The organism is Paenarthrobacter sp. TE3676, from assembly GCF_056279165.1.
In genome coordinates, this window is sequence record NZ_JBWBQU010000001.1 from 125,133 (window position 1) to 140,773 (window position 15,641).

General features: G+C 59.2%; 11 protein-coding genes. 8 read left to right on the forward strand and 3 right to left on the reverse strand.

Annotated elements, in window-relative coordinates:
* Nucleotides 1-18 precede the first annotated feature (18 nt).
* Nucleotides 19-267: a WhiB family transcriptional regulator gene (locus tag ACZ881_RS00560; RefSeq protein WP_015937605.1), complete on the reverse strand. Its 249-nt coding sequence runs from the start codon at nt 265-267 to the stop codon at nt 19-21.
* 238 nt (nt 268-505) lie between these two features.
* Between ACZ881_RS00560 and ACZ881_RS00565 the strand changes: the two genes are divergently transcribed.
* Nucleotides 506-1,006 carry a hypothetical protein gene (locus tag ACZ881_RS00565; protein WP_476111917.1) on the forward strand — a complete coding sequence of 167 codons (501 nt, stop codon included), beginning with the start codon at nt 506-508 and terminating at the stop codon, nt 1,004-1,006.
* Nucleotides 1,007-1,057: 51 nt separating this feature from the next.
* Here ACZ881_RS00565 and ACZ881_RS00570 read toward each other — a convergent pair whose 3' ends face one another.
* Nucleotides 1,058-5,251 carry an FtsK/SpoIIIE domain-containing protein gene (locus ACZ881_RS00570; RefSeq protein WP_476112645.1) on the reverse strand — a complete coding sequence of 1,398 codons (4,194 nt, stop codon included), beginning with the start codon at nt 5,249-5,251 and terminating at the stop codon, nt 1,058-1,060.
* A 148-nt stretch (nt 5,252-5,399) separates the two neighbouring features.
* Between ACZ881_RS00570 and ACZ881_RS00575 the strand changes: the two genes are divergently transcribed.
* From ACZ881_RS00575 to ACZ881_RS00605, 7 genes are all read left to right on the forward strand, one after another.
* Nucleotides 5,400-6,017, forward strand: a complete 618-nt coding sequence (locus tag ACZ881_RS00575; RefSeq protein WP_091468551.1) for an acyltransferase — start codon at nt 5,400-5,402, stop codon at nt 6,015-6,017.
* The gene (locus tag ACZ881_RS00580) at nt 6,014-7,105 is read left to right on the forward strand and encodes a DegT/DnrJ/EryC1/StrS family aminotransferase (RefSeq protein ID WP_476111919.1); all 1,092 of its coding nucleotides are present in this window, start codon (nt 6,014-6,016) and stop codon (nt 7,103-7,105) included. The genes ACZ881_RS00575 and ACZ881_RS00580 overlap by 4 nt, the downstream gene beginning before the upstream one ends.
* Nucleotides 7,105-8,091, forward strand: coding sequence for a Gfo/Idh/MocA family protein (locus tag ACZ881_RS00585; protein WP_091468545.1), 987 nt, complete (start codon nt 7,105-7,107; stop codon nt 8,089-8,091). Before ACZ881_RS00580 ends, ACZ881_RS00585 begins: the two co-directional genes overlap by 1 nt.
* Nucleotides 8,092-8,277: 186 nt before the next feature.
* Nucleotides 8,278-9,462 (forward strand): UDP-galactopyranose mutase, encoded by a 1,185-nt coding sequence (gene glf / locus ACZ881_RS00590; protein ID WP_091468543.1) that lies wholly within the window; start codon nt 8,278-8,280, stop codon nt 9,460-9,462.
* The gene (locus tag ACZ881_RS00595; protein WP_420178454.1) at nt 9,459-11,465 is read left to right on the forward strand and encodes a glycosyltransferase; all 2,007 of its coding nucleotides are present in this window, start codon (nt 9,459-9,461) and stop codon (nt 11,463-11,465) included. The genes glf and ACZ881_RS00595 overlap by 4 nt, the downstream gene beginning before the upstream one ends.
* A gap of 2 nt (nt 11,466-11,467) precedes the next feature.
* Entirely contained in the window at nt 11,468-12,325 is an 858-nt protein-coding gene (locus ACZ881_RS00600) for an ABC transporter permease (protein WP_166660296.1), read from the forward strand.
* The gene (locus ACZ881_RS00605; RefSeq protein ID WP_091468535.1) at nt 12,326-13,057 is read left to right on the forward strand and encodes an ABC transporter ATP-binding protein; all 732 of its coding nucleotides are present in this window, start codon (nt 12,326-12,328) and stop codon (nt 13,055-13,057) included.
* Between the two features lie 325 nt (nt 13,058-13,382).
* Here the strand turns inward: ACZ881_RS00605 and ACZ881_RS00610 are convergent, their stop codons facing one another.
* Complete coding sequence (locus ACZ881_RS00610; RefSeq protein WP_476111921.1) at nt 13,383-15,626, reverse strand: hypothetical protein; 2,244 nt, start codon at nt 15,624-15,626, stop codon at nt 13,383-13,385.
* Nucleotides 15,627-15,641 lie beyond the last annotated feature (15 nt).

Genomic DNA, 15,641 nt, shown 5'->3' on the forward strand with positions numbered 1-15,641 from the left:
GCCTTCACTGTCCTTGGGCTAGGAAGCGCGGCGTGCGCGTGCAGCGCGACGCTTAAGTGCCCGTCGTTCGTCTTCACTCATGCCGCCCCAAACACCGGCGTCTTGTCCGGACTCCAAGGCCCACTGAAGGCAGGTGTCTACGACGGGGCAGCGGCGGCAGACGCTTTTGGCTTCCTCGATTTGCAGAAGTGCTGGTCCCGTGTTGCCTACTGGGAAGAAGAGCTCCGGGTCCTTTTCGAGGCAGGCTGCGCGATTACGCCAATCCATGCTGATCAGTCACTCCATTCGTGAGAACTAGTAGGGCCTTTTGTGAAAACATTCACGAGAGGCTCCAAAGGAAAGGGGCCCGCATGGGCCCCCTTGGTCGTCTGAGTCAAGCGTTTCATGTTAACGCCTTGTAAACAAGGGGTGTTAGTGGTCGAAATGCCCGGAATCCGTGAGCGATGCATCACATCAGCCGCCAGTGCCCTCACTGCTAGATGACTATGTCCGGTAGTGTGCCAGTGTGTCAAGACCTCCCGTAAACCCTGCCCAACCCGCGTCCGGCCCGGACGGAAGCGACAATCCTGATACGTCGTCGAGCCTCGCAGCCAACAGACTTGGTGCTGGTCGCCGTCCCCTGGGAATCGTCATCATCTCAGTGGTTGTAGCGCTTGAAGCCCTCGCCCTCCTCGGGGCAGCTGCTTGGTACGCATTCGAACTGTTGACGGGTGCTCCAGTGCTGACCTTTTGGGGGGCAATCTTCACTCTTGGGCTGCTGCTGGCCTTCTCTGCGTGGCTATTCGCCGTAGGCCACTTCTTGTTCCGCGGCTATAGGTGGACGCGTGCCGCAGCTTTGGTGGCCCAATTGTTTGTTCTCACCATTGGTTTCCCCACCGTAACCGGGGGACTGGTGTTGCAGGGAGCGGCGATGCTGATTCCGGCGTTCGCTGCGATTGTTTTCCTTTTTCAGAAGGACGTCGTGGCTTTTGCCTCGCGTACTGGGGGAGCTTCCGGGGCGCTTTAGCCATCGGGCTGCTCCAGACACACGGCAGCATGGACCGAGCCTGGCACCCGTTCAGTGCCCTTTGGCTTGCGATGGAAAGCTTGTGGCGAGTACGCCTTGAAAGGGCTTTACTTCCGCTCCGCTGATGAGAAAGCCGCGGCCCGGGCGTCCGCCCGGATCGGACTCCAGCCTCACGCCGAGCAGTTCGCCATCGTGGGGTGTTCCGGGGGCTAAAACCAACCCCATACCGGACGCCTGTGCTTCCTTTGCCAGCGGCAGATGATGTAGCAAGGCCGGTCTCGTTGTTGCTGCCAGGACGATGCCACGCACTTTACCGACCAAGCCCACCAAGGCTTGGCGTCCTTGGGGATCAAGCAAATCGGCGTCGTCCACCAGCAGGATGCTGTTGGAGGCAAGGGTCTTCGCCGCGGCCTGGGATGCCACCAGGGCCCAGAATGGGCTGGCAGAAGCTGTATCCGGCGGGTAAACCCATGGGACCAAAGGATTCAGCGCGTGCAGCGATGCCAGGAGCGAGCTCTTTCCGGAGCGAGGACTGCCCAGGATGACGCTGACCCCATGTTCCCGCAGCGGCATGGCTACCGGGAGGGCTTCGTCTCCTCCGACGCCGATCCACAGTGGACCCAACGCGCTGCTTTCCGCGGTGCAGGCTCGCGCTACGTTGCCGGGGGCCGGGCCTGAACCTGATCCCGACGGCAGTCCTTGTCCTTGGAATTCCGCCACAAGGTCGCGGAATTCCTCACCTCCCAGAAGCTCTGGGAGTGGTCGTACCCGGAACGGCGGTTCAGATGGAGCTAGATCACCGAACGGCCAGCGTCCATTGTCCGGAGCCACACGAAACTGAGCGACGGTTGCGTGTTGGCTGGCAAGATTTCCCATGACGACGGCGCGCCCAGGGAGGGATTCCATATCCGGGAGGCGTGGCCAGTGGAACCGCGACTCTTCAGTAGATCCCGAAGGAAAGTAAGCGCGATTCTGTATCGAGGCAAAAAACCGTGAGCTGACGAGTTCCCGCTCGCCGGAGATCAACACAGTGACGCCGACGGAACAACCGTCCCTCACGATGTCCTGCAGAATTGCTTCTGCATAACCAAACGGCCCACTCCGGAGCGCTGTGGCCCACGAGCACCACCCGGCCACGATGAGGACCAGGGGTGAATTGGCCGTCCCGGCTTCGCCGGCACTTCGTCGACACTCCATCTCCGCAGCGAGGCGCTTTAAGACCCGCACTGCCAGGTGCAGTTGGTGCAGGCCCACGCTGGCACCGATTCGGCCTCCCTCGATGACATGTCCAAGGATGCCCCTTGCATCCAGGATATAGAGGTCTGGTTGGGGCTTCTGGGTCGCGAGCATCGCGGACGCTGCCCTGAAGCAGTCCCGTATGCCACTCGAGTCGCTGCCGATCATTGCCAGATGGCCGTCTTTGGAAGGTGACCATAGCAGCGGTTCCACAACTTGATGCGCCGGCCTGTCGAGCATCGCCAATGGTCCCACCGCCCACTGCCCTTCCGTCGTGGACACGGGGCCATCCGCTCCAGGTAGTTCATCACCCCAAAGGATCGTTGAGGGCAGTGGTGGGGCTACTGGACGTCTGGGAATGGATTTGCAGAGGCGCTGCCATGCCTCGTGGACTGCTGAAAGCACCCATTCGGCGCCAGCATCCTGGAGGGAGTCCTGTTTGGCGGACGTATTGGCTGCGGTAGAAAGGGGCTCCAACGCCTGCAAAGCTGACTGCACGGTTGGCAAGGAACTGTTACGCCTGACGCCAACCATAGTCATGGTCGGGGAAACCGATAGGGACGCTGTCTGGAATTCTTCGGGGCTGCATGAAGCCGTTGCAAGGTAGGCCCGTCCCGGCGCTCCCACGCTTATGGAGGCAGCAGCCTTCGTATTGATGATGTCCATGGACTCCGCCGCAGACTGCACGCGCAGGGCAATGCTTGATGTCACGTTCGCCCGGATGTCGGCTGACAAGGCCCCTTGGGGCCGCTGGGTAGCCATCACCAAATGAATACCCAGGGAGCGCCCGATGGTGGCGACACGCATGAGCTCGCGGAGAGAGCCCGGGGCTTCGTCAACCAGCATACGAAACTCATCAATTACCAAGATCAGATACGGGATCTTCGGATCGCTTGCCAACGCTAATCCCCGATATCCGGCGAGATCTGACACGCCGGCCGCCGCGAATAGCTCTTCTCGGCGCCGTATCTCCCCACGGAGGGAAACAAGAGCGCGGTCCAAATGGTGTTTGCTCAAGTCCGTCAGCATTCCGACGCAGTGAGGTAGGCCCGCTAGTGGCCGCAAGCCTGATCCGCCCTTGAAATCAAAAAACAAGAACGTCGTGCGATCGGGTGAGTCACGCAGTGCAAGCGAAGCTACCAGTGTCCGAAGAAGTTCGGACTTACCGGAACCAGTGGTTCCGGCTACCAACAGATGCGGGCCGTCGAGCTTAAAGTCGAAGGTCAACTGCCCGCGGTGGCCTTTGCCCAAGACTGCGGTGAGGCCGTCTTGCTTGGATGACTCTGCCCACCGCCGGAGCACCCTGCGCTGGCCGTAAGGAAGCAAATCAGCGAGCGAACATTCCTCCGGAATCGCGTTGCTGATTCCAAGTCCTTCACCGAAAGCTGCACCCCGCGCCCTACGGCAGAACCTATCGAAAACTTCGGCTGGCACGAGATCCGGGATGAAGTGCCGGCGCTCGCCGTCCGTCTCCAGATAGCCTGTTGTTCCGGATGGCGATATTTCGATGACGCCCCCGGAAAGCTCAAACTGTACGGAGCACCTGATAACCCGCCACGCGGCGATTTGAGCAGTCTTCACGACCTCGGACACGGATTCTTGATCGTGCGGTGGATCATCGAGCATGATGAGCATCCCCTTCAGCTTGCCGTTCGCAGGCTGCAGGGCAGAAAGGACGGTGGCCAGCGTGCTTGTGAGCGTGACCCTGGGTAGGAACCTGGCGCTCAAGGGCAACCTTCCTGTCCTGCCAAAAATAATGACGGGCGTCTCCGCCGAGCCCGAAAAGCTGGCTAGTTGCATCAACACGAATCGAAGCAACGCCTCCGTGTGATCCGGGTGGCCGCACAGTGTCACCACGGAATGTTTGGGATCCAAAGTCATTGCCGCGCTGCCTATGGACGGCGGACGGAACTGGGGATCGTCGGGAACAAGGCGCATGTTTGCTGCCGCCTGTGTGATGCCGAGCCTGAGCCACACATCGTAGCCCTGACTGCTGATCCCGGTCGGCCCGTTGGTCCCTGCCGGCGACACCGCAGCAGCAGCGACAACGGCCTGGTGCGTGGTGGGCTCCGTTGTCATCTGTCCCACCTTGGAAGCGCCGTGAGCTGCCACAATCAGCTCTGCAGCTGAAGGCGAGCACTGCCGGCGTCGTTCAATGTCTTGCTGCACCGCGCGCGCAACGGCCAGCCTGCGTTCCCGGCGGCCCTTTTGCCCAGCGATCAGCGGGACGAGAAGGCTGATCGCTGAGATGGCCGTAAATCCCAAGTACATCCAGATTCCTGTGGCAACTGCCAGACCGATACCGGCAATTAATGGCAGCCCGGCAGCCAAGGCCATTGCTGGACGGTTTCCGGCGCGACTGACATGAGGTACTTCGAGTGGTACGTCAACAGAACGACCTGCATCAACTGAAATCTCCGAAGGGGGACCACTACCCGTGACGACGGTGAAGGTGGAGTTCCCACACTGCACCAATGACGCTGACGTGATGAACTTTCGATGAACGGGCTGACCATCCACGAGAACCGGGTTCGCGCAGCCGACCGCCCTCAACATCAGCGCCGTGCTGGAAACCTCTAAGTAAGCCTGTTCCCTGGACATCCCTGGATCCGGCAATGAAATATCGAACGGGCCCCTGCCAATGCAGTACCTGCCCCGTTGAATCCGGAAGGCGGAGCCTGCGCCGGGGCCTGAATGGGTAAGCAACATTAGGGGCATGGACATGTTCTTCGTGTCTCGATGCGGCGGAGGACCATCCACAATAACGGCGCCAGAAACAAGCGGCGGTATTCCCACCGTGAGAGTAGCCAAGAACTGTCCACCCACCGAGAGCACGCCAGTTCCACGTGTTTCACTGAGAAGTTGCTGTACGTGGGCGCCGGACGTGCCTTCCGGGACGGCGATGCTGAGTTCCTCCGGGCCCTTTGTTCCAGCGGCTCCGGGGGCGCAGACCAACGTGCACTCCAAGGCCATGGGCTCTTCCTCCGCATTTCGTAGGGCATTGAACATCGGATTGACAAGAATCACGCTATGGCCGTCCGAATTGAAGCGCTGCGGCCGTAATGCCCTATGTGGAAAACTCTCGCCAAGGCTCATGCAGACGCCGCCTTGACACCGGGGCATGGTGTCTCAGCTAAGATGAATCTCGTTGTCGCGTGTGCTCAATGAGGAAGGACCTTCACCGGTGATAGTGGTTGCGGAGAGCGCCGATGTTTCAGACAAGGCGATTATTGGTGATGGATCAAAGATTTGGCATCTGGCCCAAGTCCGCGAGCAGGCCGAGTTGGGTGTTAATTGCATCGTAGGACGCGGGGCCTATATTGGCACCGGAGTCAAGATGGGGGACAACTGCAAAGTTCAGAATTATGCTCTTGTCTACGAGCCCGCAGTGCTGGAGGCTGGAGTGTTCATCGGCCCGGCCGTAGTACTTACGAACGATACTTACCCCCGGGCGGTCAGCCCGGATGGCGGTCTAAAGAGCGCTCACGACTGGGAGCCGGTGGGCGTCACCATTCGTGAAGGTGCATCAATCGGTGCCCGCGCCGTCTGCGTGGCCCCAGTGACCATCGGACGATGGGCCACAGTAGCTGCAGGAGCTGTTGTGGCTAAAGACGTCCCTGATTTTGCCCTGATGGTCGGAGTGCCGGCCAAACGCCATGGTTGGGTCGGTAAAGCTGGTTTCCCGCTGCAGCGCAGCGGCGAGAACTGGGTATGCCCGGAGACCGGCGCCACATATGTTGAACAGAACGAGACCCTTCGAGAGGTAGAGGCATGAGCCCCGAATTCATTCCCCCCGCCAAGCCCATCATCGGTGATGACGAGCGCAAGGCAGTAGAGGCCGTCCTGGCCTCCGGCCAACTCGCACAGGGTTCGGAGGTTGCGTCCTTTGAGCAGGAGTTCTCTCAGGTGCTCCTCGACGGCCGGGCTGCTGTAGCGGTCAACTCCGGTACTTCCGGCCTGCACCTTGGCCTGTTGGCTGCGGGGATTGGCCCTGGTGACGAGGTCATCGTTCCGTCGTTCACGTTCGCCGCCACGGCCAACTCCGTAGCTCTGACGGGGGCGACGCCCATCTTCGCTGACGTGGACCTGGACCACTACACGCTTGACCCGGCCTCCGTCGAATCAAAAATCACGGACCGTACGGCCGCCATCATGCCGGTGCACCTTTATGGCCACCCGTTCGACGTGGACGGCATCGGCGCAGTCGCATCCAAGCACGGCGTGAAGGTCTTCGAAGATGCAGCCCAAGCACACGGTGCCGCCGTCAACGGTCGGAAGGTGGGCACGTTCGGTGACTTCGCAATGTTTAGCTTGTACCCCACCAAGAACATGACGTCCGGCGAAGGCGGCATGGTCAGCACCGGTTTGGCCGACGTCGAGCGTCGGCTCCGGTTGCTTCGTAACCAGGGCATGGAGCGCCAGTACGAGAATGAGCTTGTCGGCTTCAATGCCCGAATGACGAACATCCATGCTGCCATTGGCCGCGTGCAGCTGACCAAAATCAACGCTTGGACGAAGACCCGGCAGGAGAACGCGGCCTTCTTCGATGCAAATATCGAAGGCGTTGTCACTCCCAAGGTTTCTGAAGGCTACGAGCACGTATACCACCAGTACACCATTCGCATCGCTGAGGACCGCGACGGCTTCGCCAAGGCGCTGCGTGAGGAATACAACGTGGGCTGTGGCGTGTATTACCCCATCCCGAACCACCGTTTGGCTCCTTTCCAGACTTCTGATGACCTTCCCGTCACGGAGGAAGCTGCGGCCAGCGTATTGTCGCTGCCTGTACACCCGTCGCTGAGCCAGAACGACCTTGATCGCATCGTAGCTGCGGTCAACGCCATTGCGAAGGCAGGAAGCTAGTGGCAAATCTGCGTGCAGGCCTCATCGGACTGGGGATGATGGGTCGCCACCACGCCCGCGTTATTCGCGAGCTGGAGGGCGTGGACCTCGTTGCCGTCGCTGACTCCTTCGGTGACCCTCACAACGTAGCCAGCGGCCTCGAGGTGTGCAGTTCGGTTGAACAGCTCATCGAACAGGGCATTGACATGGCAGTGGCCGCTGTGCCCACCGTGCTTCATGAGGAAGTGGCACTGCGATTGGCCGAAGCCGGCGTGCACTGCCTGGTGGAAAAGCCCATTGCCAACGATTCCGTTTCGGGCCGCAGGATCGCCGAAGCGTTCGATTCGCGGGGATTGATCGGGGCGGTAGGCCACATCGAGCGCTTCAACCCGTCATTGCAAAGCCTCCGCGAACGGCTCGGCAACGGCGACCTCGGTGAGGTCTACCAGATCTCGACCCGCCGCCAGGGGCCATTCCCTTCCCGCATTGCGGACGTTGGCGTGGTCAAGGACCTGGCAACTCACGACATCGACCTGACTGCATGGCTTGCACAGAGCAATTTCGTGAATGTAGTTGCGCACACCACCTCCCGAAGCGGGCGCGAGCACGAGGACATGGTCACGGCAATTGGCCACCTCAAGAGCGGCGTAGTCACCAACCACATCGTCAACTGGCTGTCCCCCATGAAGGAGCGCACCACGGTTGTTCTGGGTGAGCGCGGTGCATACATCGCGGACACTATCTCGGCGGATCTGACGTTTATTGAAAACGGCACTTTCCAGACAGACTGGGATTCCATAGCGGCATTCCGTGGCGTGTCCGAGGGGTCATCCACACGTTTTGCCCTGGCGAAGCGCGAACCGCTGAAGATGGAACACGAGGCCTTCCGTGATGCTGTACTCGGAAAGTCCATGAACATTGTCACAATGGCGGAGGGGCTTGAGACCCTTCGCGTTGCCGAAGCAGTGCTCGAGTCCGCAGGGACAGGCTCCGTGGTCTCGCTCTAGGCATTGTTCTTTTTGCAGTATTGAACGGGAGGCTGGCTATGGGCCACGCCTCCCGTTCGTTTTTCCGGAACAAATGCTGCCTTGCTGCCAGGCGCCGCCGAATCGGGGAACGATCGCAACGTCGGGTAGCCTTGACCAGTAGACGTGGGCATCTCTGTGCCCGCACGCCAATACACAGGAGAGTTTGTGAACGCTGATCTCGTCGTCGTCGGCTCGGGTTTCTTTGGCCTGACCATTGCAGAACGCGCCGCTACCGAGTTGGGGCTGAAGGTTGCGGTGCTTGATCGCCGCCACCATATTGGTGGAAACGCCTACAGCGAGAATGAGGCGCAGACCGGAATTGAGGTGCACCGCTACGGTGCCCACCTCTTCCACACCTCGAATGAGCGAGTGTGGGACTACGTGAACAGGTTTACCAAGTTCACGAGCTACCAGCACAAGGTTTACACCAGCCATAAGGGCGAGGTGTACCCAATGCCCATCAACCTGGGTACCATCAACCAGTTCTTCCGTTCGGCCATGAGCCCCACCGAAGCAAAGGCACTCATTGCCGAGCAGGCTGGCGAACTGGCGGGAACAGACCCCCAGAACCTCAACGACAAAGGCATCCAGCTCATCGGCCGTCCTCTTTACGAGGCCTTCATCAAGCACTACACGGGCAAACAGTGGCAGACGGACCCGAAGGACCTGCCGGCTGAAATCATCTCGCGGCTTCCCGTGCGCTACAACTATGACAACCGTTACTTCAACGACACCTACGAAGGTCTCCCGGTAGACGGTTACACGGCTTGGATTGAACGCATGGCGGATCACCCGAACATTGAGGTCGTCTTGAACTCGGACTTCTTCGACGACGGTGAGTACGGCCGGTCTTCTGTCCTCGGACAGGTACCCGTCATCTACACGGGTCCGGTTGACCGCTACTTCGATTACGCAGAAGGCGATCTGTCCTGGCGCACGATCGATCTCGAAGAAGAAGTCCTGCCCATTGAGGACTTCCAGGGCTGTTCGGTTATGAACTACCCGGATGCAGATGCAGCTTTCACGCGCATCCATGAGTTCCGTCACTTCCACCCCGAACGGGACTACACCAAGGACGCCACCGTCATCATGCGCGAGTTCTCGCGTTTTGCTGAGAAGGGGGACGAGCCGTACTACCCCGTCAACACCTCTGATGACCGTCAGAAACTGCTGGCCTACCGCGACCTTGCCAAGGGCGAGAAATCTGTCCTGTTTGGTGGCCGCCTTGGAACCTACAAGTACCTCGACATGCACATGGCAATTGGTTCCGCCTTGTCCATGTTCGACAACAAGATCAAGCCGCACTTCACCGGTGGCGCCAAGCTTGAAAGTGGGGGAGTAGACGCATGACCGCTACAACAAACGAAAGCCAGGAGATCGCCATGACGGCCACAACTGCCGCTGAAATCCCCGCTTCGACGGAACAGAGCCTGCGGATTGTCCAACGCGTGGTTTTCCCGGCCAACCGTGACCTCGACACGCTGCCCCTGTATGTGGATCCTGACACCAACAAGGTCCACAGGAGCGACAGCAGCGCCGATGTTCAGGCGATTGGCATGGCGAGGAAACTCCACCCGGAGGACATCTTGAACCGCGGCTCCGTTCAGGTGCGCCGGGGTGAGCGTCTTTCATTCGGTTCCTACTTCAACGCCTTCCCTGCAAGTTACTGGCGCAAGTGGACCATTGCCACCAAAACCGTTCTTCACATTGAAACCGAGGGTGAGGGGACGGTCATCGTTTACCGCTCCAACGCTCGTGGCGCATCTCAGCGCGTCGACTCGATCCTGGTTGAGGGCACTTCCGTCAATGATTTCGAACTGACCTTGGCGCCGTTTGGCGACGGCGGCTGGTACTGGTTCGACCTCATCGCGGGCGGCGATGGCATGACGCTGAAAAGCGCTCACTGGGCTGTCCCCGATGAAGGCCGGCCCCAAGGCCGCGTGACGCTGGGCGTAACAACGTTCAATCGCGCCGACTACTGCCTCGAGACCATCAAGTCCATTGATGGTGACGCTGGTCTACGGGAAATCCTGGCTGAACTCATCATCGTGGACCAAGGCAACAAGAAAGTTGCCGACGAAGCTGGCTTCGATGCAGTTGCGGAGTCCATGGGCGATCAACTTCGGATCATCAACCAGGGCAACTTGGGCGGTTCGGGCGGTTTTGCCCGAAACATGTACGAGATGGTCGTTTCTGACAAGAGCGATTACGTCATGCTTTTGGACGACGACATCGAGCTGGAAACAGAGGGCGTCATGCGCGCAGTGGCGTTTGCCGACCTCTGCCGGAAGCCGACCATTGTTGGCGGCCACATGTTCGATATGTACAACAAGTCCGTCCTGCACGCCTACTCAGAGGTAGTCAACTTCTACCGCTTCCTCTGGGGTCCTGTGGAAGGACTCGGTAACCACGACTTCTCCACCGCAGGTTTGCGCTCCACTCCGCAACTCCACCGTCGCTGGGACGCAGACTACAACGGCTGGTGGATGTGCCTCATTCCCAAAACCGTTGTGGAAACCATCGGTCTGTCCCTTCCTGTCTTCATCAAGTGGGACGACGCTGAGTACTCCCTTCGCGGCCGCGCAGCGGGCTTCCCCACCGTGACCCTTCCCGGGGCAGCAGTCTGGCACGTCTCCTGGGCTGACAAGGACGATTCGGTGGACTGGCAAGCCTACTATCACGAGCGAAACCGACTTATCGCGACCCTCTTGCACTCTCCGTTCCCCAAGGGCGGACGCATCCTGCGGGAAAGCTTGAACACGGACGTAAAGCACCTGGTGTCAATGCAGTACTACCCGGAGCAGGCCCGTGTCATGGCTCTCCGCGACGTTCTCGCCGGACCAGGCAATCTGCACGAGCAACTGCCGACCATGATGCCGAAACTCCGTGCCATGCGTGAGGAGTTCCCGGACTCGCAGGTCAAGACCGACCCTGCAGCTTTCCCGGAGGTCTTCCTCAAGCGTCCCCCCAAGAAGCCCCAGTCTTACAAGCAGCCAGGTGCTTTGGGCCTGCTTCCCTGGGCGGTTAAGACTGTCCTCAAGCAGACGCTGGCCCCTGTCCGCGATACCGCGAAAGCCAATCCTGAGGCTCATGTGGCCCACCAGGACGGCAAATGGTGGAGCTTGGCGCACTTGGATAGCGCAGTGGTGTCCAATGCCGACGGTACAGGTGCTTCATGGCACTTGCGTAACCCCAGGATGGCCCGTCAATTGGTGGTGGAATCGGCCAAACTCCATGCCCAGCTCTTCTCCAACTGGGAGACCCTCCGGGCTCAGTACCGTGAGGCTCTTCCCGAGATCACGTCCATGGAGTCGTGGCGGGAAACATTCGAAGCTTCGGAGCCCAGCAAGTAGCAATGACGACTTCCACAGATACTTATGCTGTTCCCGGGGTTGGGGCCGGGCTGCTGGACGTTTACCGGCGCCGGTACCTCCTCAAACTGATAGTCCGTAAGGAGCTCCGAGTAAGGTACCGGGGCTCGGTCCTGGGACTTGCCTGGTCCTACGTCAAGCCGTTGGTTCAGTACGTTGTGCTGTTCTTCGCTTTGGGAATTGTCCTGCGCGTCGGGGATCAGATTCCCAACTACGCGTTGTACATGTTCTCCGGCGTCATTGTCATCAACTTTTTCTCCGAAGCGTTTTCGAATGCCACGAGATCCATCGTGTCGAATGCTGCTTTGGTCAAAAAGATCTATCTGCCCAGGGAGCTGTTCCCCGTTGCGTCAGTGTGGGTGGCAGCAGTTCACTTCCTCCCACAACTGGTGGTCTTGTTGGCAGCTGCGCTGCTGAACGGGTGGAAACCAGACATCATGCAGCTTATTGGAGCTGCTTTGGGCTTCGTCATTGTGGCCATTACGGCAACGGGTTTGGGCCTGTTGGCTGGCGCCATCAATGTGTTCTTCCGCGACGCTGAAAACATCGTGGATATGTTGATGATGATCGTTACGTGGACGTCGCCGGTGCTCTATGACTGGACAATGATCCGTCGGCTGGCACCCCCTTGGGTGTTGGTCATCTATCAGCTCAACCCGATCACAGTCGCTGTTGAATTGTTCCACTGGGCCTTCTGGTTTCCCACTGTTGACCGCCCAGTCGAACTGCCTCCGCACCTCATGTGGACGGGATTGATTGGTCTCGGTATGGCAGCCCTGTTCCTTATCATCGGCCAACTCGTCTTCCGACGACTTGAGGGCCACTTTGCGCAGGAGGTCTAGATGGGCGCCGCAATAATCGTCAAGGGCCTTAAGAAGACGTTCAATCTCCGCCATTCGCACTCCCTCAAGGAGACTCTCGTTTGGTTGGTCAAGGGTCGGAAAGGCGACCTCAGCAGGAAGTTCGATGCTCTCCACGATGTGAGCTTTGAGATTCAGCCGGGGGAGACCGTGGCACTGTTGGGGTTCAACGGCTCGGGAAAGTCCACACTGCTCAAACTGATATCGGGCGTTATCCTGCCCGATAAGGGAACGGTCCGCACAAAGGGTCGCGTAGCTGGGCTCATCGAGGTTGGCGCAGGATTCCACCCGGACTTGTCCGGGCGTGAAAACGTCTTCCTCAATGCCGCCATTCTGGGAATGAGCGAGCAGGAAATCAACGAGAAGTTCGACGAGATCGTTGCGTTCTCTGAGATAGAACAGTTCATCGACACTGAAGTGAAGTTTTATTCCTCCGGCATGTTTCTGCGGCTGGCTTTCGCCGTAGCGGTCCACACGCAACCGGACATTTTCCTGGTGGATGAGATCCTGGCTGTGGGCGATGAACCATTCCAGAAAAAGTGTTTGGCCAAGATCAAACAACTTTCGGCGGAAGGCCGGACTCTGGTGGTTGTCAGCCACGACCTCGACATGATCTCGCGCATATGCGACAGGGGAGTTGTCCTTGCCTCCGGCACGGTGCAATTCGAAGGCCCCGCCAAGGAAGCTGTAGCTTGGCTGCGGGATAGCAACTAGCCGGTACTCCTTATGTGACCACGCTGTAGGGTGGATTGAAGGCCACCTCCCATCTTCTCAAAAGATGGGAGGTGGCCTTTGCCGTACCCCGGAGCGGCAATCAGAAGGTCGGAGCGGCAATCAGAAGGCCGGCGCAGCACACTAGTAGGTGCATCGGATACGGATAGGCTCTGAGGTGCCTGAGCCACCCATTCCATCAGTGCACCCCCGCCTTCCGTGATGGTTCCAGCGGGTCTTGGAAGGCCACAAAAAAGAAGAGCGTCCTTCCCTGTGAGGGAAGGACGCTCTTCTGAGTCGCAGGTGCCTGTGGGCCCATGCCCAGCGGCTAGACAGAAACCTTTTCAGCCGGCGTCTGGATGACATGCTCTTCCGACTTAGTCCGGCGATGCCGACGAACGTAATGGAAGACAGTGAACACCAATATCCCGAACCACGCGGCTGCTTGAGCAGCAAGGCCCATGGTGAGACCCGGCGTCGTGAAGGTAACGTCCACAGAGCTTGCGCCGGCCGGAACGTCCACGAGTATTACTCCCGCCGGGCCCTGAGTGAGCTTCTGTGGTTCACCGTCGACCGTGACGGTGTAACCGGGCCACGCGAGACGGGCGAGGGTCAGCTTTCCAGCGCTGCCGTCGCCGGACAGAGTGATGTGTTCATCGTTGCCGTTCTTGACAGCATCCTGCACGGAGATACCGTCGGAAGCCCAGGAAACGGTGCCAGGATAGGGTAGCGGGTTCTCCCGCTGGAGGATTGTCCTGGTCTCATCCGAGGCCACGATGCTCCAGCCCGGGGCTACGTTCAGTTGGTCCGGGGCGATCAACGTTTTTTGAACGGCTACAGTCTCCACTTGGAGGACGTCTGCCAAAGTAACGTCAATTTCACTTGATGCCTGCTTGAACAACTCAGTGTAGGCCAGTGGACAAGTCTCCCCGCGGTAGTTCATGCACAAGGCGTTCACATAGGTGGTGAAGCTGATCCCGCTGTACCGCCCCATGCTGTTGTTGACGTCGGCATTGAGGATCTGATTGCCGTAGAGAAGTCGGCCCTCAGTGAATTCCTCTCCTGTGATCTTCATGGTGTTGAAGATCTGAATGGTGTTACCCCTGTAACTACTGGTTGAGTCACGGAGCGTGTCTGCATCCACGGGGGAACCGATCCCGGCAACAGCGTTGTTGGGAACGAACTGCCTGGACTGCATTCCAAGCGTAGCGATTGTTCCGACCACCATGACGGCTGCGAGACCGCGGTAGCCGAATCGCTTCCAGCCAAGGACGGCCAGCCCCACCAGACCCAAAGTCACGGCCAGGGTGAAGACCTGCCATTTGCCGCCCTCAGGCACCATGGACCACGCCCGATAGGTTCCAAAACCAAGGATGACCACGGTAATGAATAACCGCTTTTTCCATGACGTGGTCTTCAGGCCCGCTGAGGCCACGACTGCGACGAGGACGATGACTCCGAGGTATACGTACTCGATGAGCCGAATGGGCCAGCGGAAGACGAGCACCTGGGAGGGAGCGAAGGTCAGCAGGAAGTAGATTCCCGTAATGATGTAGATACTGAATATTTGACGCGAGCGGTTCCTGAAGCTGCGGAAATCAAGCCACGGAAGCAACGGTAGGACAAACCACGCCAAGTAGCTGGAGGGGACGTTGTCTATGGGGGCCCAGAAGTTGTTGATCCGGGGCCTCATGGATGAGGTGCTCATGGTCAGCAGCGAGGACATATCCGGGGAAAGGAAGAGGTCATTCAGGATTTCGCTCTGCTGCCTTACGGTGACGGCCGAGCTGAGGGGCAAGGGGAAGTAGACCAGGACGGCGGTCAAACCCACCAGCGCACCCACGATGACGATGGGAATCAGCCGACGCCAGTGCCTCATGAGCATCAGCTCGACAGCGACTGCCGCGAGAACCAGGATGACGCCTATGGCACCGTAGGGGTTTCCTGCTGTCATCGTGAGGAAACCCAAGAAGAACGGCAGGAACGGTGAGGTGTTGCGACGCGCGTAGCGGCGAACAGACCACCAGAAAACGGTAATCCAGGCGAAGGCCATCAGGCCGCCTGGCCAGCGAGCGGCCTCGTAGAAGAGCGTGAATCCGCTGAAGGGAATGGCTACACCGGCAGCCAGGGCGAGCGGCCTGTTGGAGCCGTAGTCGCGGGCGAGCATGAACGTCCCGAACGCCAGCAACGCGATGAATTGCACGATGATGAAATAGCTGGCCAGAGACAAGTTCTCGAAGTTCGAGACGATAACTGAGTTGACGATGTTGACCGGATTGAAAATGCCGTAGCCCACCTCGGCCACGATGTTGCCGCCGACCCAGCCGCCTGGTTCCATCAAGGGGAATCGACCGGACCGTATCTCCTCACCCATATGCCGCCACAAGGGGAGGAACGACTGCATCATGTCATCCCAGTAGTAGAACGTGGGATTGAACAGTCGCGGAATAATGGAGGCAACGGCCGCTATAGCGGCAGTAACAATTCCCCAATGCCAGTCGTGCTGCATGAAGTAGCGCCGCCGAGTGACCGGGGGGCGCTGGGCAGTAGCCCCGGAGGTTCCTGCTGTCATGGTCTTAGCTTGCTC

Excerpts from the sequence above, each read along its gene's own strand:
- ACZ881_RS00570 (WP_476112645.1), bottom strand. The coding sequence starts at position 5,251 with ATGTTCAATGCCCTACGAAATGCGGAGGAAGAGCCCATGGCCTTGGAG.
- ACZ881_RS00610 (WP_476111921.1), bottom strand. The coding sequence starts at position 15,626 with ATGACAGCAGGAACCTCCGGGGCTACTGCCCAGCGCCCCCCGGTCACT.
- ACZ881_RS00595 (WP_420178454.1), top strand. The coding sequence starts at position 9,459 with ATGACCGCTACAACAAACGAAAGCCAGGAGATCGCCATGACGGCCACA.
- ACZ881_RS00560 (WP_015937605.1), bottom strand. The coding sequence starts at position 267 with ATGGATTGGCGTAATCGCGCAGCCTGCCTCGAAAAGGACCCGGAGCTC.
- ACZ881_RS00605 (WP_091468535.1), top strand. The coding sequence starts at position 12,326 with ATGGGCGCCGCAATAATCGTCAAGGGCCTTAAGAAGACGTTCAATCTC.
- ACZ881_RS00600 (WP_166660296.1), top strand. The coding sequence starts at position 11,468 with ATGACGACTTCCACAGATACTTATGCTGTTCCCGGGGTTGGGGCCGGG.
- ACZ881_RS00580 (WP_476111919.1), top strand. The coding sequence starts at position 6,014 with ATGAGCCCCGAATTCATTCCCCCCGCCAAGCCCATCATCGGTGATGAC.